This is a genomic window from Salmonella sp. 32020114201800008SM (assembly GCF_017572025.1).
Taxonomy (GTDB): domain Bacteria; phylum Pseudomonadota; class Gammaproteobacteria; order Enterobacterales; family Enterobacteriaceae; genus Salmonella; species Salmonella enterica.
In genome coordinates, this window is record NZ_JAGEQM010000003.1 from 80,654 (window position 1) to 103,129 (window position 22,476).

Genomic DNA, 22,476 nt, shown 5'->3' on the forward strand with positions numbered 1-22,476 from the left:
TAGTCATAATTGTAAAAATAGTGCGAATGCGGACCTCGATGCGCCAGCCTGTCGACTGGCGCAACAGAAGGATTAGGCAGGCGTACTCATCCGCGCCAGTTGTTCGAAATAATCAGGGAACGTTTTTGCGGTACATTTCGGATCCAGGATCGTGACTGGCGTATCGGACAGTGCGACCAGTGAGAAGCACATCGCCATACGGTGGTCGTTGTACGTGCCAATATCCGCGTGTTGGAGCTTCGCCGGCGGCGTGATACGAATATAGTCGTGCCCTTCTTCGACTTCAGCGCCCACTTTACGTAGCTCGGTCGCCATCGCGAACAGGCGATCGGTTTCTTTCACTCGCCAGTTATAAATATTGCGCAACGTCGTGGTTCCTTTCGCAAACAGCGCCGTGGTGGCAATCGTCATCGCCGCATCCGGAATATGGTTCATATCCATATCTATGGCGTGCAATTCGCCGCGCGTGCAGGCAATAAAATCATCGCCCCAGGTAATGGTCGCGCCCATTTTCTCCAGCACATCGGCAAAACGAATATCGCCCTGCATACTTTTGCGGCCAATTCCGGTCACTTTTACCGTGCCGCCTTTTATCGCCCCGGCGGCGAGAAAATAGGACGCTGACGAGGCATCGCCCTCGACCAGATAGCGACCTGGAGAGTGATACTGTTGACCTCCCTTCACGACAAATTGTTGGTAGTGGTGGTTCGCTATCTCCACGCCAAAGGTTTTCATTAAATTTAGCGTGATATCGATGTAAGGTTTTGATACCAGTTCGCCTTTAACGCGAATAATTGTGTCTTTAGGGGCCAGCGGCGCCGTCATCAGCAGAGCGGTCAGGAACTGGCTGGAAACGCTACCATCAACCTCAATGTCGCCGCCGGTAAAACCGCCGCGCAGACGCAGGGGCGGATAGTTTTCCTGCTCCAGGTAATCAATATTCGCCCCGCCCTGACGCAGCGAATCGACCAGATGGCCTATCGGACGCTCTTTCATACGCGGTTCGCCGGTTAACACTATCTCATTTTGCCCCAGACATAGCGCTGCCGCTAACGGACGCATCGCGGTTCCGGCATTACCGAGAAACAGTTCCAGAGCGCCTGGCGCACGTAATGCGCCGCCATTACCCGTGATATCACAGCGGGTGCGATCGGCAGAAAGGGTGTAATTGATCCCCAACGCGCTCAGGGCATTGAGCATATGGCGGACGTCATCGCTATCCAGCAGATTCGTCAGAACGGTTTTACCACAAGCTAAAGCCGCCAGGAGCAAAGCACGGTTTGAAACACTTTTGGAGCCAGGTAAATTAATGGCGCCATCGACCCGCGCGATGGGTTGTAACGTCAGGGATTCCATGAAACTCAACTCTCAAAAAACAGAAATAAAAACCCCACAGACTGGCCGTGGGGATGAAAAACGTATTAGCCGTGGCGACGCTCAAAATCGATCATGAAATCGGTTAGCGCTTTTACCCCTTCAATCGGCATGGCGTTATAGATAGAGGCGCGCATCCCGCCAACAACACGGTGCCCTTTTAAGGCGTGCAGACCGGCGGCGAAAGACTCTTCCAGAAAGACCTTGTCCAGCGCATTGTCCGCTAACTGGAACGGAACATTCATCCGCGAACGGTTGGCCTGTGCGACATCGTTACGGTAGAAATCGCTGTTATCAATCACACCGTACAGCAACTCCGCTTTTTGCTGATTGATTTTGTGCATCGCCGCCACGCCGCCCTGCGCTTTCAACCATTTGAACACCAGGCCGGAAAGATACCAGGCGAAAGTCGGCGGCGTATTAAACATCGAGTCGTTATCATTCAGGACGGTGTAGTCGAGGATGGACGGGCAGCTCTCATGCGCCTTGCCTAACAGATCCTCCCGGACGATAACCAGCGTCAGTCCTGCCGGACCGATATTCTTCTGCGCGCCAGCATAAATTACGCCATAGCGAGAGACGTCCAGCGGCGCAGACAGGATGGTAGAAGAAAAGTCCGCCGTGACGACCACCTCCGGGCCAAAATCAGGCGTTTCATCGATGGCGATGCCGTCAATGGTCTCATTCGGGCAATAGTGTAAATAAGCGGCGTTATCGGAAAGCTGCCACTCGCGCATCGGTTTTACGGCACGTTTGCCGTCAACGGTGATTTTGGCGTCGATAATCTGCGGCGCACAGTATTTTTTGGCTTCTTTGATGGCGCTCGCCGCCCAGTAACCAGCATCGACATAATCCGCCGTGGTTTTATCGCCCAGCAGATTGAGCGGCACGCCAGCAAACTGCCCGCGACCGCCGCCGTGACAAAATAAAACTTTATAGTTGGAGGGGATATTAAGGAGATCGCGAAAATCCTGCTCCGCCTCTTCAGCGACCTGGATAAACTCTTTGCCTCGATGGCTAATTTCCATTACCGACGTACCAAGACCGTGCCAGTCACACAGCTCCTGTTGCGCCAGTTTAAGTACTTCCGCCGGTAGCATCGCCGGACCTGAACTAAAATTAAAGACCTGAGCCATTTCCCCTCACCACGCTGCATTGTTTCCTGCCTGACAGACATCAGGCAAACGTTATTCATGTGAATATCGGTTTTATCATTCAGTGACACGCGCCGCAATGGGTAAAACAATGCGAGGAGAAAATGCGGCATGCGTCACACAACAGAATCTTCCGGATTAACCGTATAAATCCGATATTTTCGCTGTTAAACAACGCGTTTAGCCCGGCTTGCCTTCGTCCATTCTGGATTTGCGCAGCGCGGACATAATTGCTTTTCCCCGGCGTTCATGCGTATCACTTCACTGCAACGTACGCAGGCATAGTCGCCAGCCTCCGGCGCCACGATAAAGCGTGGCGTACAGTGCTCAGGAAGAATGCTTAACCCCGGCTTAACGTCTTTATTTTCAAAGAAATAGACGCTGATTTGTCCGTTTGTCTCCAGAATGGCCAGTCTGATCTGCCCCAGTTGCTCAACGCCATTCAAGCGAAGCTCCATAAAAAACTCAAACTCCGTCATGTTCGAGCGCTGCAGTTTTTCCCACGCCAGTTCGCCGTCTTCAACAATGACCACCGACTTGCCTTCCAGCAGATCTTCCAACTTTTCACTATGCGCCATCAGCCACATGACCAGGCGATAGAGCAGCGCCAGGGTGATGAATACCACCAGAACAGGGAGCATCGGAACGTCATCATAAAACGCGACGTCGCCTGCCGCCGACCCCAATGTCAAAATGATCAGCACTTCAAAAAGCGACATTTGCCGTACGCCGCGTCGTCCTGTCACCTTTAAGAAAAGAAACACCAGAACAAAGGTGTAAAAGCTACGTAGCGCCACTTCCCCCAAAAACGCTACCGGCACGTTATCCAGCGCCATTCGTTGCAAATCAAATGCTTTCATTTTTTATGCTCTTCCTGTGAATTCCAGTGTAAAAGCATAGCCAATACTTTTATTTCCGCCGATGTCCCGGCGAGATAGCGCCCGTCACATAAAACCCGTATCATTGCGCGCTTTCCGTACGACAAAAGTGATTTTCATGACGCAAACATTTATTCCCGGCAAAGACGCCGCGCTGGAAGACTCCATCGCCCGCTTCCAGCAAAAGTTACTCGACCTCGGCTTTCACATCGAAGAGGCCTCCTGGCTGAACCCGGTGCCAAACGTCTGGTCAGTGCATATTCGCGATAAAGAGTGCGCGTTATGCTTTACCAACGGAAAAGGCGCGACCAAAAAAGCGGCGCTGGCCTCGGCGCTGGGCGAATACTTCGAGCGTCTGTCAACCAACTACTTTTTTGCTGATTTCTGGCTGGGCGAAACGATCGCCAACGGGCCATTCGTGCATTATCCGAACGAAAAGTGGTTTCCGCTGACTGAAAATGACGACGTACCGGAAGGCTTGCTTGATGCCCGTCTGCGCGCGTTTTACGATCCGGAAAATGAACTCACCGGAAGCCAGTTAATTGATCTTCAGTCCGGCAATGAAGCTCGCGGCATCTGTGGTCTGCCATTTACCCGTCAGTCCGATAACCAGACCGTGTATATTCCGATGAATATCATCGGCAACCTGTACGTCTCTAACGGAATGTCCGCCGGCAATACGCGTAATGAAGCCCGCGTTCAGGGACTGTCGGAAGTCTTCGAGCGTTATGTGAAAAATCGCATCATTGCGGAAAGTATCAGTCTGCCGGAGATTCCCGCAGAGGTGATGGCGCGTTATCCGGCGGTAATGGAGTCAATCGCCACGCTGGAAGCCGAGGGTTTCCCGATTTTCGCCTATGACGGCTCGCTGGGCGGTAAGTATCCGGTTATCTGCGTCGTGCTGTTCAACCCGGCTAACGGTACCTGCTTTGCTTCTTTTGGCGCCCATCCTGACTTTGGCGTTGCGCTGGAGCGTACAGTGACCGAGCTACTCCAGGGACGCGGTCTGAAAGATCTTGATGTCTTCACGCCACCAACGTTCGATGATGAAGAAGTCGCGGAGCACACTAATCTGGAGACCCACTTCATCGACTCCAGCGGCCTGATTTCCTGGGATCTGTTCAAACAGGACGCCGATTATCCGTTCACGGACTGGAGTTTTTCCGGCACTACCGAAGAAGAATTCGCCACGCTGATGGCCATCTTTGCTGCTGAAGATAAAGAAGTTTACATTGCCGATTACGAGCATCTCGGCGTATACGCCTGTCGTATTATCGTACCGGGAATGTCTGATATTTATCCTGCCGAAGATCTGTGGCTGGCCAACAACAATATGGGTAGCCATCTTCGTGAGACTCTGCTTTCGCTGCCCGGTAGCGCCTGGAATAAAGAAGATTATCTCAATCTGATTGAACAATTGGATGAAGAAGGTTTTGACGATTTCACCCGCGTGCGTGAACTGTTGGGTCTGGCGACCGGAGCGGACAATGGTTGGTATACACTGCGCGTCGGCGAATTAAAAGCAATGTTAGCGTTAGCGGGCGGCGATTTGGAGCAGGCGCTAATCTGGACAGAATGGACGATGGAGTTCAATTCGTCGGTCTTTAGTCCGACACGCGCAAACTATTACCGTTGCCTGCAAACTCTGCTGCTCCTGTCGCAAGAAGATGCGCGTCAGCCACTGCAATATCTCAATGCTTTTATAAAAATGTATGGCGCAGAGGCTGTAGAGGCCGCCAGCGCCGCGCTTAGCGGTGAAGCGGCTTTTTATGGACTACCGGCTGTCGACCACGATCTACAAGCGTTCCCGGCGCATCAGTCCTTGTTAAAAGCGTATGATAAATTACAGCGCGCGAAAGCGGCATACTGGTCAAAATAAGGCCATATGAGTGACTTAGGGTAGGTTTACCCTCTCGGCTGCGTTATATTACGGGGCGCCTTTGCGGCCCCGTTTTATTTATTTTCGCTAAACGGCGAAAAATGTAATAACAAGGTTAAATATTGGTTGTTGATATTAAATTAATTGACATAGTGATGTTACTTTATTTGTTGATTACTCCATATTAATTAACCGTGCAGCAGGAGGAGTCAGGAAAAAATTCAACTCTATTTATAACTTTTAAAATTTATTTTTATTAGGATAATCAAAAAGTTACACCGTAATTGCATAAAAGCCATGCGACTTACGGGCCTATAAGCCAGGCGAGATATGATCTATATCAAATTCTCATCTATAATGCTTTGTTAGTATCTCGTCGCCGACTTAATAAAGAGAGAGTTAGTGTGAAAGCTGACAACCCTTTTGACCTTTTACTCCCTGCAGCAATGGCCAAAGTGGCTGAAGAAGCAGGCGTCTATAAAGCAACGAAACATCCGCTTAAGACTTTCTATCTGGCGATTACCGCCGGCGTATTCATTTCAATTGCCTTTGTTTTTTATATTACTGCGACAACCGGTACTGGCGCGATGCCTTATGGCATGGCGAAACTTATCGGGGGTATCTGTTTCTCTTTGGGACTGATTCTCTGTGTTATTTGCGGCGCTGATCTCTTCACCTCTACTGTTCTGATCGTTGTAGCTAAAGCTAGCGGTCGCATCACCTGGGGGCAACTGGCTAAAAACTGGTTAAACGTCTATTTTGGTAACCTGATTGGCGCTCTGCTTTTCGTGTTACTGATGTGGCTTTCCGGCGAGTATATGACTGCCAACGGTCAATGGGGACTTAACGTCCTGCAAACCGCCGACCACAAAATGCACCACACTTTTATTGAAGCTGTCTGCCTCGGTATTCTGGCGAACCTGATGGTTTGTCTGGCCGTGTGGATGAGCTACTCAGGTCGTAGCCTGATGGACAAAGCGTTCATCATGGTACTGCCCGTCGCCATGTTTGTCGCCAGCGGTTTTGAGCACAGTATCGCAAACATGTTTATGATTCCTATGGGTATTGTAATACGCGATTTTGCTACACCGGAGTTTTGGACCGCGGTTGGTTCGTCTCCGGAAAGTTTTTCTCACCTGACCGTGATGAGCTTCATCACTGATAACCTGATTCCGGTCACGATCGGTAATATTATCGGCGGCGGTTTGTTGGTCGGGTTGACATACTGGGTCATTTACCTGCGTGGTAACGAGCATCATTAATCTGTTGATGCCCATTACACGCAGTAAATAAAAAATCCACTTAAGAAGGTAGGTGTTACATGTCCGAGCTTAATGAAAAGTTAGCCACAGCCTGGGAAGGTTTTACCAAAGGTGACTGGCAGAATGAAGTAAACGTCCGTGACTTCATTCAGAAAAACTACACTCCGTATGAGGGTGACGAGTCCTTCCTGGCTGGCGCTACTGACGCGACCACCAAGCTGTGGGACAGCGTAATGGAAGGCGTTAAACAGGAAAACCGCACTCACGCGCCTGTTGACTTTGACACCTCCGTTGCTTCCACCATCACTTCTCACGACGCTGGCTACATCAACAAAGCGCTTGAGAAAATTGTTGGTCTGCAGACTGAAGCTCCGCTGAAGCGTGCGATTATCCCGTTCGGCGGCATCAAAATGGTTGAAGGTTCCTGCAAAGCGTACAATCGCGAGCTGGACCCAATGATCAAAAAAATCTTCACCGAATACCGTAAGACTCACAACCAGGGCGTGTTCGACGTTTATACTCCGGACATCCTGCGTTGCCGTAAATCCGGCGTTCTGACCGGTCTGCCGGATGCGTATGGCCGTGGCCGTATCATCGGTGACTACCGTCGCGTAGCGCTGTACGGTATCGACTACCTGATGAAAGACAAATTCGCACAGTTTACGTCTCTGCAATCCGATCTGGAAAACGGCGTAAATCTGGAAGCGACTATCCGTCTGCGTGAAGAAATCGCTGAACAGCACCGCGCTCTGGGTCAGATCAAAGAAATGGCAGCTAAATACGGCTGCGATATCTCTGGTCCGGCGACTAACGCTCAGGAAGCAATCCAGTGGACTTACTTCGGTTACCTGGCTGCGGTTAAATCTCAGAACGGCGCAGCAATGTCCTTCGGTCGTGTATCCACCTTCCTGGATGCGTACATCGAACGTGACCTGAAAGCAGGCAAAATCACCGAGCAAGACGCACAGGAAATGATTGACCACCTGGTCATGAAACTGCGTATGGTTCGCTTCCTGCGTACTCCTGAATATGATGAACTATTCTCCGGCGACCCGATTTGGGCAACCGAATCTATCGGCGGTATGGGCGTTGATGGCCGTACTCTGGTCACCAAAAACAGCTTCCGTTTCCTGAACACCCTGTACACCATGGGGCCGTCTCCGGAGCCGAACATCACCGTTCTGTGGTCTGAAAAACTGCCGCTGAACTTCAAGAAATTCGCCGCTAAAGTCTCCATCGACACCTCTTCTCTGCAGTACGAGAACGATGACCTGATGCGTCCGGACTTCAACAACGATGACTACGCTATCGCATGCTGCGTAAGCCCGATGATCGTTGGTAAACAAATGCAGTTCTTCGGCGCGCGTGCAAACCTGGCGAAAACCATGCTGTACGCTATCAACGGCGGCGTTGATGAAAAACTGAAAATGCAGGTTGGTCCGAAATCCGAACCGATCAAAGGCGATGTTCTGAACTTCGACGAAGTGATGGATCGCATGGATCACTTCATGGACTGGCTGGCTAAACAGTATGTCACCGCGCTGAACGTTATCCACTACATGCACGACAAGTACAGCTACGAAGCCTCTCTGATGGCGCTGCACGACCGTGACGTTATCCGCACCATGGCGTGTGGTATCGCAGGTCTGTCCGTTGCTGCTGACTCCCTGTCTGCCATCAAATATGCGAAAGTTAAACCGATTCGTGACGAAGATGGTCTGGCTATCGACTTCGAAATCGAAGGCGAATACCCGCAGTTTGGTAACAACGACGCTCGTGTAGATGACATGGCGGTTGACCTGGTAGAACGTTTCATGAAGAAAATTCAGAAACTGACCACCTACCGTGGCGCTATCCCGACGCAGTCTGTTCTGACCATCACTTCTAACGTTGTGTATGGTAAGAAAACCGGTAACACCCCGGATGGTCGTCGCGCTGGCGCGCCGTTCGGACCAGGTGCTAACCCGATGCACGGTCGTGACCAGAAAGGCGCTGTCGCTTCTCTGACCTCCGTTGCTAAACTGCCGTTTGCTTACGCGAAAGATGGTATTTCTTATACCTTCTCTATCGTTCCGAACGCACTGGGTAAAGACGACGAAGTTCGTAAGACTAACCTGGCAGGTCTGATGGATGGTTACTTCCACCACGAAGCGTCCATCGAAGGCGGTCAGCACCTGAACGTCAACGTCATGAACCGTGAAATGCTGCTGGACGCGATGGAACATCCGGAAAAATATCCGCAGCTGACCATCCGTGTATCTGGTTACGCAGTACGTTTTAACTCCCTGACGAAAGAACAGCAGCAGGACGTTATTACTCGTACCTTCACGCAGACCATGTAATGGGTTTGACTGAAATTACGCCATAAAAAGCGTACAAAAAAGGCTCCATATCAGTGGGGCCTTTTTAATGACTTTTTATATAAGCATATTGCGACAACTCGACTTTTCACTTATAAATAAAGTGTTATTATGTGATCTATATATTTTTCTTAGAATAGCATCAATTTCTCTTTTATTATTTTGATAATCATCATAATCCTTATTTAATACATCAGAAAACAGCATGGTGTTAGTTTCTATTAAATCAGATGACAATGACGGTTTATATGCTTGTAGCAGATAGCTAAGTGTTGGATGAACCATATCAAACAGGACTTCCCCCTCTAATTCCCAGTAACCTATTTTAAAAAATTGGGTAGTAATATTAAAAGACCCCATTTGAAGACAGCGTAGTTTATTCTTCTCCTCTTCAGTAAGAGTACCATTCCATTCAACACATTCCATTTTTCGATCTTCTCCAGATCGCATAAGCTTATAAACTTCATCCTTAACGTCATCATCCTCATTAACTGCATCTTTAAGTTTATTAGCAAATCCTTCTAATAATTCTGGATAGCGGGCAATTTTTTCTCCATACTTAATACATACTTTAAAAAACAACTCTTCTTCATCTTCTTCCATCACTTTAAAAATACAGTTTTCTGAAACATTGAGGAGACGATGCAAATTACATTTATCAATAACCTTGCCATCAATCTCAAATAAAACTTGTGTCTGATTCATATCAAAACGCATAACAAAGCGGTCTTGTTGAGATGGATTAGCATATTGTTTTAATTGTGTAAAGGCATGTATCTTCTCCATGCCGGTTATATCAACATTAAGTTCAGCTTGATTTTCACGTTCACATCCATGGATGAGTGTATATAATACCTCCAGCACCTCTTGTTTTTTGTGTGTTCTGAAGCAGTCCTTAAATCTATCCCATACCCCCATGTATAGCGCTTCTTCTTTATCAGGACTCATCAAACGGGCTAGCCGTGAATGATTAATTTCATAGTTATGACGATTACCAAAACTTAACGTAACTGGCATAATAACTCCCTTGATTATTTACCGCGAAAGCAAGATCCAATCCGTTGCTCTCATTTTTTGATTAAAACCACACTCTATTTAAGAGATTGAATCAGCCTGGGTTTAGAAATGACATCAGATTTACACCTGATTGCGCGTTGAATGCGACGCCAGGCGCTGGACAGCGCATAACGTTCTTTGGACACATCTGAATTATGTTGAGAATTATTTTCGTTCTGACCACAACAAAACGGCGCCAACCATTCGAAAAAAGAGGCGGATCATAAACAGCAAAACCAGGACGCTATGGATGATACACTTGCAGTATGTATTGCGGTTTGGGCGTTAAACAGAGGTACCGGGCTGATGAATGAGCCAGAATTTCTGGCGGTGCGAGTTATGCAGCATAGATTTGCCGTATATTTTATACTGAATAGAGGTAAAATAGCTCCATTGCAGCACATTCTGGAACAGCCACACATTCTGTAGTCCAAAATTTACGCTCGCAGTACCGCTTTTTTACAGGATGCAACCCCCTTACCAGGGTGCTCAACATGCCCGGAATGTGTCCATAAACCCCATGTTATTTAGAGCTAGCCGAAGCGATATGAGTAACTTAACCAATTGTATTACAAATGAAAGTGTTGCAGTAACTGCTGATAAAAAGCCGGTTATTGGTCGCATTCACTCCTTTGAGTCCTGTGGCACCGTTGATGGCCCAGGCATCCGCTTTATTACCTTTTTTCAGGGCTGCCTGATGCGCTGCCTGTATTGCCATAACCGCGACACATGGGATACGCATGGCGGTAAAGAAATCACCGTTGAAGACTTAATGAAAGAGGTGGTGACCTATCGGCATTTTATGAATGCTTCTGGCGGCGGCGTGACGGCATCCGGCGGCGAGGCCATTTTGCAGGCAGAATTTGTACGCGACTGGTTTCGCGCCTGTAAAAAAGAAGGTATCCACACCTGTCTCGACACCAACGGCTTTGTGCGCCGTTATGACCCGGTGATTGATGAACTGCTGGACGTTACCGATCTGGTGATGCTCGATCTCAAGCAGATGAATGATGAGATCCACCAGAATCTGGTCGGTGTCTCCAATCACCGGACGCTGGAATTCGCGCAGTATTTATCAAAGAAAAATGTGAAGGTCTGGATCCGTTACGTTGTCGTTCCCGGCTGGTCTGACGACGATGATTCCGCGCATCGCCTGGGCGAGTTTACCCGCGATATGGGTAATGTCGAAAAAATCGAACTGCTGCCCTATCATGAGCTGGGCAAACATAAATGGGTGGCAATGGGCGAAGAATATAAACTGGATGGCGTGAAGCCGCCTAAAAAAGAGACCATGGAGCGTGTAAAGGGTATTCTTGAGCAGTATGGTCATAAAGTGATGTATTAATCGCCTGCTATCTTATCCGCTTTTAAACGGCTACCCATGACGGTAGCCGTTTTGCTGTCTGGGTAACACTCTTACCGCTAAAATACCCGACCCCGCCATCAGACAGGCCTGGTTAACAATATTGCGCTTACCAGGTATTAAATACAGAGTCGCTTATCTGCTGCTGGGTTGAAGGTCTGACAACTATTGCTGCCCCCGGCGCCTGTTAATACCGTGGTCTCCGCCTGGAACCCAGGCACCTGTAACCTTAAAAGGCGCTCGCCTGACAGGAGCGCCGTGGAAAAGAGCGTCGTTATGTGTTTCTACGCGCCAGCAGTGGGAAAATTAATCCCAACCCGACCAGGACAAAAGGCGTCACGATGTTCAACGTCAGCTGGAATGTCCACTCCGGCGTGAACGCCTCCATTTTGGGGAAAATACCGGTAAGGCAGGCAAACGCGGTGAAGGCAAAACACCATATTCCCACAGTTAACGCCAACGCCCGGTTGCGAATAAACACATATTCGGGTTTGTACTTTTGCGCCAGTCGAATGACGGCAATAAAGGCGACAAATACCCACAGATAGCGCAGCGGCATAACGACTGAATTGAGATTAAGCAGCCATTTGTACAGGTTGTTCATATCGCCGATGCCAAGCGTTGGCAACATAATCAAGATAGCGACCAACACTAATGTCAGTAAATAACCATTAACTGGCGTACCTGAAGCGTTAGTACGACATAAGCGCTGCGGGATATATTTACTGTCTGCATCACCCAGTAAGACTTTCAGTGGCGCATCAATAGAAAACACCAGCGCGGCGATTTGCCCCAGAGTATTGGCAATGGCATAAATCACCATTAATGAATTACCCATATGGTAATACTCACCCAATTTCTGGAATGCATAATATTGCCCATTGGTCATTAAATCGTCAGGTATATGCCGGGAATCAAACATCATTCCCATCGCCAACGAACCGAGGATAGCGCAGACCGCAACCATGACGGCTAAAAAGAGCATCCCCTTCGGAAATTCTTTTCCTGGATTCCGCGTCTGGTTGACATAAGGCGAGATCTTCTCTGCCCCACCAACCGCAAAGACTAACATAGAGATGGTGGTGATATAGGTAAAATCGATATGAGGAATAAATGACTGCCAGGTGATGTTAGTGGTCGCAATTTCAACGTTTGTAATTGCTGGCGCAGTCACTGCCATCACAACATATAAAATTGACATGATAAACATGGCAATCCCGGCCACAGACCCAACAACCTTTAGCGATTTCATCCCCCGGGAAGCAACCCACATAAAGAAAACAAACAATGCCAGCGTCAGCCCCTGCAAGGCAACGACGGTATATTCTTTTATCAACGAGCCGTCGCCTTTTAAAGCCCATCCCAATGCAATGAGTATCGCCTGCGGCTTTTGCGCCAGGTAGGGAATATGCACGACCCAATAAGTCCATGCCGCAAGGTAAGCCAACCCCGGCCCCATCGTATGCTTAATCCAGGTACTGACGCCCCCTTTTCCCTCTTTGAAGGTTGAGCCCAGTTGCCCCACGATTAAGGCATAAGGAATAAAATAGAGCGCAAAAATAAACACCCAGGAGAAGACAACCACTAACCCCTGGTTAGCATAGTTATTGACAACATTGCCGAATCCCCAAACGGTAATAAACGACATCAAGGCGATGTTGTACCATCGCAACTGTTTTTCCTGCACATTCGGCATAACGCGATCCTTCGTGAACACAATGCTATTACTATAAATGAAGCGGGGGATTATGCGCGGTAAAGACGAAGAGAGAAAATAGAGGAGCGCAAAATTATAACCTTCGGCACATTTTATTTTTCAGTAAAGCAAGAAAATTATGCAGGTCAATTATTTTACGTAAAACATAAACAAAGAGTATGCAAGACTCACGTCCTGCATACGATTCAGAGAACAGTTAGATGTGGGCGACAGGATTAGGCGTCTGGCCGGCGTTACGTAACAGCATCAGCAGATAAATAAACGATACGCTGGCGATCATAATAAACAGCAGATTATCTGAATAATTCTGCATTAACATCGCAGCAAAAGACGGCCCCAACAGGCTCCCTACCGTATAACTTAACAACAGCACCTGGTTCATTGCCACAAGCTGGTGATGTTCGACTTTTTCACAGGCCCAGGCCATTGCGACGGGATAAAGCGTAAAACCCGCCGCCCCCAGAATAAACAGAGCTGGCGCCATCGCCGCCTGGGTTAACATGGCAATACTACCGAGTATGACAACGAATACCTGTACGCGTAACACCAGCAAGCGACCAAATTTGTCCGCCAGACGTCCCATTGGCCATTGCCCCAAAATGCCGGCGCTCACCAGCACCGCCATCCAGAAACCGATGCTGGCGTTAGCCATCCCCTGATGCTTCAGATATAACGGCATCAGGCCATATAATGAACCAAGAACAATGCCGGAAATAATACAACCATTCACGCCAAGACGCGCCTGGCGTAGCTTCAGCATGGCGCTAATAGAAGAGGAATGACGTGCCTGCGTTTGCTGATTTACAATTCGGGTAAAGAGTAGCGGCAGAATTCCCGCCAGAATCATTCCGGTCACCCAGGGAAGGACGTGCAGCAATTCACCAGATACTTTACTGACCAATAATTGTCCAAGGAAGGTCCCCATGTAATAGACCATCATATAGGCAGCCAGCAGGCGCCCGCGATTATGCGAGGTTCCGCTGCACATCAACGCGCTTTCGACAACCACCCAAATCATGGCGCAGCCGATGCCGGCAATAAAACGCCAGCTCATCCAGCTCCAGAACCCCACCATCACCCCCAACCCGACACAACCCGCGGCGAAGATCAGCGAGGCAAGATAATAGCTATGGTTAAACCCAATGCGTTTAATTAAATACCCGGTAAATAACGTCCCGACCAGATTGCCGGTAAAATAAGACGAGCTGACCATCCCCACCTGCCAGGTCGGAAGGTTTGCCTGAGCAAGCCACAGCGGCACAAGCGTATTCAGTACCGCAATGGCCAGAGTCAACAAAAGTAGCCCGCACAGCAAAAGCATGACGGGACGGGTATAGGTGGACATGAATAAAAACCGTGAGGAAGTTCAAATTTCATGCGCATCATGCCATCGCCAAAAACATTGTCAATCGGCTCCGCATGGGCGATCCGCAAGTTTTGAGACTATCGATTTGATTTACTTATTCTGCACGTGAATATATTGAAAGGCTAAAAATTCATCCCCTTGTTTTTATTGATCTGACCTGCAAAATCGGCGTTTTGTTCAGTCGAAAAATTTCATGGTTCCTTTAGCTTCGTTTTCTTCTCTATAGATTTATATGCGCCTTCTCCGCCCCGGTTATATTCCTTAGATTGATGGCGGCTAAAGGCGAATTCGGCCTGCACGTTCTGCAGGCCGAATGCGCGTCAACGCGTTAGCTGGCTACCGCCATGCCCACGGTCATATGCAGCCCATAGAATACGCCGCGGCCAATCAATTCCCCCGCCAGCATCAGAATGAAGGCGACAGAGAGCAACGGTACCGCAGGTTGATACCCTTTTAACTGTGGCACAATCCAGCAGCACAACGCCGCCGCAAGCAGCACCATACGCCAGGCCATCAGCGAACCATAATCCGGCACCAGAGCAGACGCCTGCTGAATGGAACTATGAATCGTCGCCAGTTCCGCGCCCTGCATGGCCACCATAATGGCAATAACCACCAGCGCCAGCACCGAAACCGCAGGCAACAAACGCATCGCCCAACCGTTCACGCCCGCGATGCGCAGCAGCAGATAACCCAGTAGCGGGCCACCCATAAAGAGCGTCAGGAAGAAGCCCAGCGGCGTCCAGACGCTATACCAGGTCGGTACTGTATCGATGCTGTTATAGACGCGTACCATCATCCAGACGAAGACGACGCCCAGTACCATCGTGATAATCAGCCAGAGTGTGCGCAGTGCCGGCGGCAGCTTTTTCAGTACCGCCAGCAGCCAGCCAATCCCGCCGACCGCAAAAAACACCGAGCCGCTGGCAATTTCATTGCTCAGTGCGGAAGCACCTACGCGGTTAAGCGAGTTAAACGCGCGCATCGGCGAGCCCAGATGCAGCATCGAGGCGATAAAGCCAATCCCCATCAGCACCCACAGACCAAACATACAGGCGATCACCCGCTGCTGCGTTTCCGCGCGCAGGTCGCCCTTCATCAGCGCCAGAGCCAGAACAATAAAACCACCGGCCACGCACTGACCAAAGACCGTGAAGATCATCAACGGCCATTCATGCCATCCACTTCCCATCTTATACCTCCTTCGGATTGGCCAGATAACCGGTGGTGTCCCCGGTCGGGCGGCTGTTGGCGTTGGGTTTAATCACAATATTCGGCTTCGTGAAATGCGCGCGCGGCAACGGCGCGACGGCAGCCAGCTCACCGTGTTTTTTGCGCAGTTCGTCTATCGGGCCGAAATCCAGCGCCCGCAGCGGGCAGGATTCGACGCAGATCGGCTTTTTGCCTTCCGCCACCCGGTCATAACAGCCGTCGCACTTGGTCATATGACCTTTGGCCGCGTTGTACTGCGGCGCGCCGTACGGGCAGGCCATGTGGCAGTAGCGGCAGCCGATACAGACCTCTTCGTTCACCACCACAAAACCGTCATCGCGCTTGTGCATCGCGCCGCTCGGACAGACTTTGGTACAGGCCGGGTCTTCGCAGTGGTTACAGGAGATGGAGAGATAGTAGGCAAAGACGTTCTGGTGCCAGACGCCGTTATCTTCCTGCCAGTCGCCACCCGCATACTCATAAATGCGGCGGAAGCTGACATCCGGGGTCAAATCTTTGTAGTCCTTGCAGGCCAGTTCGCAGGTTTTGCAACCGGTGCAACGGCTGGAATCAATAAAAAATCCATACTGGGTTGTCATCGGTTACTCCTTACGCCTTTTCAACCTGAACGAGGTTCGTATGTGACGGGTTCCCCTTCGCCAGCGGAGAAGGACGTTGGGTCGTCAGTACGTTAATACATCCGCCCTGATCCACGCGTTTTGCATCCGGGTCATACCATGCGCCTTCTCCCAGGGCGACCACGCCCGGCATCATGCGCGGCGTCACTTTAGCCTCGATGTGTACTTCGCCGCGATCGTTGAAGATGCGGACTTTATCGCCATTGTTGATACCGCGTTTCTGCGCATCCATTGGGTTAATCCACATTTCCTGGCGACAGGCGGCTTTCAGTACGTCTACGTTGCCATAAGTGGAATGCACACGCGCTTTATAGTGGAAACCCGTCAACTGCAGCGGGAATTTATCCGTTAGCGGATCGTTATAGTTTTCAAAACCTGGCGTATAGATCGGTAATGGATCGATCACGTCGCCTTCCGGCAGCTCCCAGGTGGCGGCGATATCCGCCAACGCCTGTGAATAGATTTCAATCTTGCCCGATGGCGTTGTAAGTGGATTCGCTTGCGGATCTTCGCGGAAGTCTTTATAGGCGACATGGTGGCCTTCGGGGTCGCGCTGTTTGAAGATGCCTTGCTTACGGAACTCCTTAAAGGTGGGCAGATTCGGAATGGATTTACGCGACTGTTCGTACAGATGACGCATCCACTCTTCTTGCGTCCGTCCTTCGGTAAACTGTTGTTCCACGCCAAGACGTTTCGCCAGTTCGCTGGTCATCTCATAAATCGTCTTACACTCGAAGCGCGGTTTAATCGCTTGGTCAGTGAAGATAACGTAAGACATGTTCCCGCAGGAGGCATCCAGCGCAAAGTCCATCTGCTCAGAAGCAGTGCAATCCGGTAACAGAATATCGGCGTATTTTGCCGACGAGGTCATATGACAGTCGATAACGACGATCATTTCGCATTTCTTGTCATCCTGCAGGATTTCGTGGGTGCGGTTAATCTCAGAGTGCTGGTTAATCAAACAGTTGCCAGCATAGTTCCAGATCATTTTGATCGGCACGTCCAGCTTATCTTTCCCCCGTACGCCATCACGCAGCGCTGTCATTTCCGGGCCGCGTTCAATGGCATCGGTCCACATAAACATGGAGATGCTGGTTTCAACCGGATTTTCCAACGTGGGCATACGTTCAAATGGCAGGGCATAAGACCCTTCGCGCGCGCCGCTGTTACCGCCGTTAATCCCAACATTACCCGTCAGGATCGCCAGCATCGAGATGGCGCGCGTGGCGATTTCTCCATTAGCATGACGTTGTGGCCCCCACCCCTGGCAAATATAGGCGGGTTTAGCGCTGCCGATTTCTCGCGCCAGTTTAATAATGCGATCTGCCGGAATACCGGTAATTTGCGCCGCCCACTCCGGCGTCTTCGCGATACCGTCTTTACCCTGGCCCAGAATATAGGCTTTATAGTGACCGTTTTTCGGCGCGCTGGCAGGCAAGGTTTTTTCGTCATAACCGACGCAATATTTATCCAGGAACGGCTGATCGACCATGTTCTCGGTGATTAAGACATATGCCAGACCATTGACCAGCGCCGCATCGGTACCTGGACGAATCGGAATCCACTCATCTTCGCGACCAGCGCCAGTGTCGGTGTAACGAGGGTCGATAATGATCATCCGCGCGTTTGATTTCTGCCGCGCCTGTTCAAGATAATAGGTTACACCGCCCCCGCTCATGCGGGTTTCGCCAGGGTTATTACCAAACAACACCACCAGCTTACTGTTTTCAATGTCGGATGGACTATTGCCATCCGCCCAGCCGCCATAGGTGTAATTCAGACCCGCTGCGATTTGCGCGGAAGAGTAATCACCGTAGTGGTTCAGATAACCGCCACAGCAGTTCATCAGACGAGCGACCAGCGTTTTTCCTGGCGGCCATGAACGTGTCAAAGTGCCGCCCAGCGTACCCGTGCCATAGTTCAGATAAATGGACTCGTTGCCATACTCTTTGATAAGACGCTGCATATTGGTGGCAATGATATCGTAGGCTTCGTCCCAGCTAATACGCTCAAATTTACCTTCGCCGCGCGCGCCGACGCGCTTCATCGGATACTTGAGCCGATCCGGGTTATAGACGCGACGACGCATAGAACGACCGCGCAGGCAGGCGCGAACCTGATGCAAGCCATCGTAATCATCGTTTCCGGTATTATCCGTTTCTACATATTTGATTTCGCCATCCACAACATGCATACGTAGCGGACAACGGCTGCCACAGTTTACCGTACAGGCGCTCCAGACGACTTTCTCGTCGGTTTTCGTCGGGCTTATCGCCTCTGCGGCGTTAGCGATGCGGGTAAATGGCAGGGTAAATGCGCTACTGGCCATCGCCAGGCCGCCTATCGCGGTGGTTTTGACTAAACCACGACGGCTCACCTCGGCTGCCAGCACGGCATCAGGGATCTTAGTTTTCATAAGGGCTCACTCTGCTGCTCACAATAAAAAAGCAATAAAACGATGTATAGAATTTTATATAGCGACAACTTCGCTATAAAGTCTGATATATATCGAAAAAATAGAAAAATAGTGTTAAAAACTGACCTTCATTCGAAATCAGTATTACCCCTAATAGGGTAGGGATTATTGTCCGGTATCAAACTGGCATAAAAAAAGCGCCCGAAGGCGCTTTTTAGAAGAGGAGAAAGCGAGGATTAGCCGATATATTCCAGTCCGTTCATGTACGGACGTAATACTTCCGGCACTTCAATGCGGCCATCAGCCTGCTGATAGTTTTCCATCACAGCCACCAGGGTACGACCTACCGCCAGACCAGAACCATTCAGGGTATGGACCAGACGGGTCTTTTTGTCGGACTTGCTGCGACAACGTGCCTGCATACGACGCGCCTGGAAGTCCCAGACGTTAGAGCAGGAAGAGATCTCGCGGTAGGTATTCTGCGCCGGAACCCAGACTTCGAGGTCATAGGTTTTGCAGGCGCCGAAGCCCATATCGCCAGTGCACAGAATGATTTTACGGTACGGCAGTCCCAGTAGCTGGAGCACTTTTTCCGCGTGGCCGGTCATCTCTTCCAACGCAGCCATAGAATCTTCCGGGCGAACGATCTGCACCATCTCAACTTTGTCAAACTGATGCATACGAATCAGGCCACGGGTATCACGACCATAAGAACCTGCTTCAGAACGGAAACAAGGCGTATGCGCCGTCATTTTAATCGGCAGCTGATCTTCGTCGATGATTTCATCGCGTACCAGATTGGTCAGCGGAACCTCCGCCGTCGGGATCAAAGCATAGTTGCTGCTGTCTGCTTCTTCTTCCAGCGGACGGGTATGGAACAAGTCGCCTGCGAATTTCGGCAGTTGACCGGTGCCATACAGCGTGTCGTGGTTAACCAGATACGGCACGTAGTTTTCGCTATAGCCGTGCTGTTCCGTATGCAGATCCAACATGAACTGCGACAATGCGCGATGCATACGCGCAATCTGTCCTTTCATCACCACAAAACGGGAGCCGGTCAGCTTAACCGCGGCGGCAAAGTCGAGGCCGGAGTGCATTTCCCCTAAGGTGACGTGATCGCGGATTTCAAAATCAAACTCACGCGGGGTACCCCAGCGGCTGACTTCAACGTTGTCGTTTTCATCTTTACCTACCGGCACTTCATCCGCAGGCAGGTTTGGGATGGTCAGCGCGATATCGCGGATCTCCGCCAGCAAGGTATCCAGCTCGGCTTTCGCCGCATCCAGCTCTTCGCCCAGTTTATTCACTTCCAGGCGTAAAGGCTCGATATCTTCCCCGCGCGCTTTCGCCTGGCCGATGGATTTCGATCGAGAATTACGCTCCGCCTGCAGGTTTTCCGTGTTGACCTGCAAAACTTTACGACGCTCTTCAAGAGCGCGCAGCTTATCTACATCCAGCTTAAAGCCCCGGCGTGCCAGTTTTTCAGCGACTGCGTCTGGCTCATTACGCAGCAGATTGGGATCGAGCATGCTTATCCTGTGCTTATCGAATAATAAAAGGAAACGCGATCAATTGATGATCGCCTCTGATTGTATTGATGAACGTAAACCGCGTTTACGTAATAGCGACGTTTTCGCCTTACCAGACCGACGACAGCAACAACGCATCCATTGCGCTATACCCGCGGACCTCATAAGCAACGTGCTATCAGGCATAACGAGGTTCATCATCAACGCCATGATACCTGGAGCATCATATTTAGAGATAACCTTACCGCAACGTTTACACTAGCGGTAGCGTTTTGTGGGGCTATTTTGATCCTGTTCAGCCAGCCAGGCGAGCTTTTCGCCAATCTTGCCTTCCAGACCACGATTTGTCGGATGATAATAGCGCGTTTGCGCGATTTCCGGCGGGAAGTACACTTCACCCGCAGCATAGGCATTGGGCTCATCGTGGGCATAGCGGTACTCCTGGCCATAGCCCATCTCTTTCATCAGTTTGGTTGGCGCATTACGCAGATGGACAGGAACGTCATAATCAGGACGTTCGCGCGCATCGGCCAGCGCAGCCTTAAAGGCGGTATAGACGGCGTTGCTCTTCGGCGCGCAGGCGAGATAAACGATAGCCTGCGCGATCGCCCTTTCGCCTTCAGCCGGGCCAACGCGGGTAAAACAATCCCATGCGGCAATGGCGACCTGCATCGCGCGCGGATCGGCATTACCCACATCTTCCGAGGCAATCGCCAGGCAGCGACGCGCCACGTACAGCGGATCGCCTCCCGCGGTAATGATACGGGCATACCAATAGAGGGCGGCATCCGGCGCGCTGCCGCGCACTGATTTATGTAAGGCGGAAATAAGATCGTAGAAGCGATCGCCTTTGTTATCAAAACGCGCGCTGCGCTCGCCGGCGATCTCGGTCAACAAGGCGGGCAATAAAACGCGTTTGCCGCTGTCATCCGCCTCCGCCATATCAGCCATCATTTCCAGCGTATTTAAGGCGCGCCGCGCGTCGCCATTGACCAACTCAGCAATCGCTCGCCGTGTCTCATCCGGTAACACGATATCCTGATCGCCGTAACCACGCGTTTTGTCCTGCATCGCCTGGTCCAGTACTTGCTCAATATCGTCAGTGGTCAACGATTTCAGCAGATAGACCCGCGCTCGCGACAATAGCGCCGAGTTCAGCTCAAAAGAGGGATTTTCCGTGGTCGCGCCGATAAAGGTGATAGTGCCATCTTCGATATGCGGTAAAAAGGCGTCCTGCTGGCTTTTGTTAAAGCGATGCACTTCATCGACAAACAGGATGGTACGGCGACCGGCATTACGATTCTGGCGGGCGCGCTCGATAGCTTCGCGAATCTCTTTTACCCCAGAAGTGACGGCGGAAATACGCTCGACATCGGCGCTGGCGTAGCGGGCGATCACTTCAGCGAGCGTGGTTTTCCCCGTCCCTGGCGGCCCCCATAAAATCATGGAGTGCAGATGCCCGGCCTCAATAGCGCGAGGCAACGGCTTACCTGCGGCCAGCAAATGCTGCTGGCCGATATACTGCGCTAAATTTTCCGGCCGCATTCGCGCGGCCAGCGGTTGAAACGTATTATCAGAAAAATCGAGCGACAGATTGCTCACTCATCGCCTCTACTTACGTTGGTCGTCTATCGTTACCCCTTGCGGCGGAGTAAACGTAAATTTTGACGGATCAACAGCGCCGTTTTGCTGGGATTTTAGCTGATAGGCGCTACGCTGATCGTCTTGTTCTACGGCGCTAAACTGGTGGATAGTCCCGTCGCGTCCCACATTGATGGTGAACTGTTTCAGATTGCCGTTGCTGGCTTTCGGCGTCAGCACAAAATTATCGCCGTCCTGCTTAATATTATACTGCTGCCAGTCGCTGGCCTGGTTGCGGGCAATCAGCATAAACGGTGTATTTCCAGTGGCATCTTTCAACCACGTGGCGGTAGCCTGTTCTACAAACGGGTTATAGAACCATAACGTTTTGCCGTCAGAAACCAGAATACTCTCGTCAGGTTGCGTCATATGCCAGTTGAATAGATTTGGCCGCTTAACCCATAAATCACCCTGTCCCTCCTGCACCGCGGCACCGCTGCCATCGGTGACTTTTTGAGTAAAGGTGGCATGAAAGCTGCTCACTTTATCCAGACGGCTTTTCAGAGAGCTGGCGGCGTCAGCCCATACGCTGCTGGCTACAACGCTTGAAAGTAATGCACAGGCGATTGCCATTTTTTTCATCATTATTCCTCAGGTTTCGACACTCCCGACCAGGAGCTCCTTTTGCTTT

The 22,476-nt window shown here is 50.5% G+C and carries 16 protein-coding genes and 1 pseudogene; 5 read left to right on the forward strand and 12 right to left on the reverse strand.

The features are described from left to right. Positions 1-72 precede the first annotated feature (72 nt). The 3 genes from aroA to J4613_RS09755 form a co-directional block, all read right to left on the reverse strand. Positions 73-1,356, reverse strand: coding sequence for a 3-phosphoshikimate 1-carboxyvinyltransferase (aroA, locus tag J4613_RS09745; RefSeq protein ID WP_000445191.1), 1,284 nt, complete (start codon positions 1,354-1,356; stop codon positions 73-75). Positions 1,357-1,421: 65 nt separating this feature from the next. Continuing rightward, positions 1,422-2,510, reverse strand: a complete 1,089-nt coding sequence (gene serC / locus J4613_RS09750; RefSeq protein WP_024797293.1) for a 3-phosphoserine/phosphohydroxythreonine transaminase — start codon at positions 2,508-2,510, stop codon at positions 1,422-1,424. A 185-nt stretch (positions 2,511-2,695) separates the two neighbouring features. Then, positions 2,696-3,388, reverse strand: coding sequence for a DUF421 domain-containing protein (locus tag J4613_RS09755; RefSeq protein ID WP_021000122.1), 693 nt, complete (start codon positions 3,386-3,388; stop codon positions 2,696-2,698). 136 nt (positions 3,389-3,524) lie between these two features. Between J4613_RS09755 and ycaO the strand changes: the two genes are divergently transcribed. The 3 genes from ycaO (at position 3,525) to pflB (ending at position 8,889) form a co-directional block, all read left to right on the forward strand. Further along, entirely contained in the window at positions 3,525-5,285 is a 1,761-nt protein-coding gene (gene ycaO, locus J4613_RS09760) for a 30S ribosomal protein S12 methylthiotransferase accessory factor YcaO (protein ID WP_111742547.1), read from the forward strand. Between the two features lie 404 nt (positions 5,286-5,689). Beyond that, positions 5,690-6,547 carry a formate transporter FocA gene (gene focA / locus J4613_RS09765; RefSeq protein ID WP_000642539.1) on the forward strand — a complete coding sequence of 286 codons (858 nt, stop codon included), beginning with the start codon at positions 5,690-5,692 and terminating at the stop codon, positions 6,545-6,547. 59 nt (positions 6,548-6,606) lie between these two features. Then, positions 6,607-8,889 carry a formate C-acetyltransferase gene (pflB, locus tag J4613_RS09770; protein WP_001292799.1) on the forward strand — a complete coding sequence of 761 codons (2,283 nt, stop codon included), beginning with the start codon at positions 6,607-6,609 and terminating at the stop codon, positions 8,887-8,889. 75 nt (positions 8,890-8,964) lie between these two features. Here the strand turns inward: pflB and sopD2 are convergent, their stop codons facing one another. Continuing rightward, positions 8,965-9,924: an SPI-2 type III secretion system effector SopD2 gene (gene sopD2 / locus J4613_RS09775; protein ID WP_080083246.1), complete on the reverse strand. Its 960-nt coding sequence runs from the start codon at positions 9,922-9,924 to the stop codon at positions 8,965-8,967. A 130-nt stretch (positions 9,925-10,054) separates the two neighbouring features. On the opposite strand from sopD2, the pseudogene J4613_RS22675 reads away from it, so the two are divergent. Beyond that, a pseudogene (locus tag J4613_RS22675) lies at positions 10,055-10,392 on the forward strand (cytoplasmic protein). 118 nt (positions 10,393-10,510) lie between these two features. Further along, positions 10,511-11,308 (forward strand): pyruvate formate lyase 1-activating protein, encoded by a 798-nt coding sequence (pflA, locus tag J4613_RS09780; protein WP_000067973.1) that lies wholly within the window; start codon positions 10,511-10,513, stop codon positions 11,306-11,308. Positions 11,309-11,600: 292 nt separating this feature from the next. On the opposite strand, the gene J4613_RS09785 is transcribed toward pflA, so the two are convergent. The 8 genes from J4613_RS09785 to lolA form a co-directional block, all read right to left on the reverse strand. Further along, complete coding sequence (locus J4613_RS09785) at positions 11,601-13,022, reverse strand: amino acid permease (RefSeq protein WP_001134264.1); 1,422 nt, start codon at positions 13,020-13,022, stop codon at positions 11,601-11,603. Positions 13,023-13,239: 217 nt separating this feature from the next. After that, positions 13,240-14,388 carry an MFS transporter gene (locus J4613_RS09790; protein WP_111742393.1) on the reverse strand — a complete coding sequence of 383 codons (1,149 nt, stop codon included), beginning with the start codon at positions 14,386-14,388 and terminating at the stop codon, positions 13,240-13,242. 349 nt (positions 14,389-14,737) lie between these two features. Then, complete coding sequence (locus J4613_RS09795) at positions 14,738-15,601, reverse strand: dimethyl sulfoxide reductase anchor subunit family protein (RefSeq protein ID WP_000534681.1); 864 nt, start codon at positions 15,599-15,601, stop codon at positions 14,738-14,740. Position 15,602: 1 nt separating this feature from the next. After that, complete coding sequence (gene dmsB / locus J4613_RS09800; RefSeq protein ID WP_000213069.1) at positions 15,603-16,220, reverse strand: dimethylsulfoxide reductase iron-sulfur subunit DmsB; 618 nt, start codon at positions 16,218-16,220, stop codon at positions 15,603-15,605. 10 nt (positions 16,221-16,230) lie between these two features. After that, a complete protein-coding gene (dmsA, locus tag J4613_RS09805; RefSeq protein ID WP_111742394.1) occupies positions 16,231-18,675 on the reverse strand; it encodes a dimethylsulfoxide reductase subunit A in 2,445 nt (814 codons plus the stop codon). 236 nt (positions 18,676-18,911) lie between these two features. Further along, positions 18,912-20,204: a serine--tRNA ligase gene (serS, locus tag J4613_RS09810; RefSeq protein ID WP_000886697.1), complete on the reverse strand. Its 1,293-nt coding sequence runs from the start codon at positions 20,202-20,204 to the stop codon at positions 18,912-18,914. A gap of 258 nt (positions 20,205-20,462) precedes the next feature. Continuing rightward, the gene (gene rarA / locus J4613_RS09815; RefSeq protein WP_000067785.1) at positions 20,463-21,806 is read right to left on the reverse strand and encodes a replication-associated recombination protein RarA; all 1,344 of its coding nucleotides are present in this window, start codon (positions 21,804-21,806) and stop codon (positions 20,463-20,465) included. Positions 21,807-21,815: 9 nt separating this feature from the next. Next, on the reverse strand, positions 21,816-22,427 hold the full coding sequence (gene lolA, locus J4613_RS09820; protein ID WP_001519746.1) for an outer membrane lipoprotein chaperone LolA: 612 nt from the start codon (positions 22,425-22,427) through the stop codon (positions 21,816-21,818). Between the last annotated feature and the right edge of the window lie 49 nt (positions 22,428-22,476).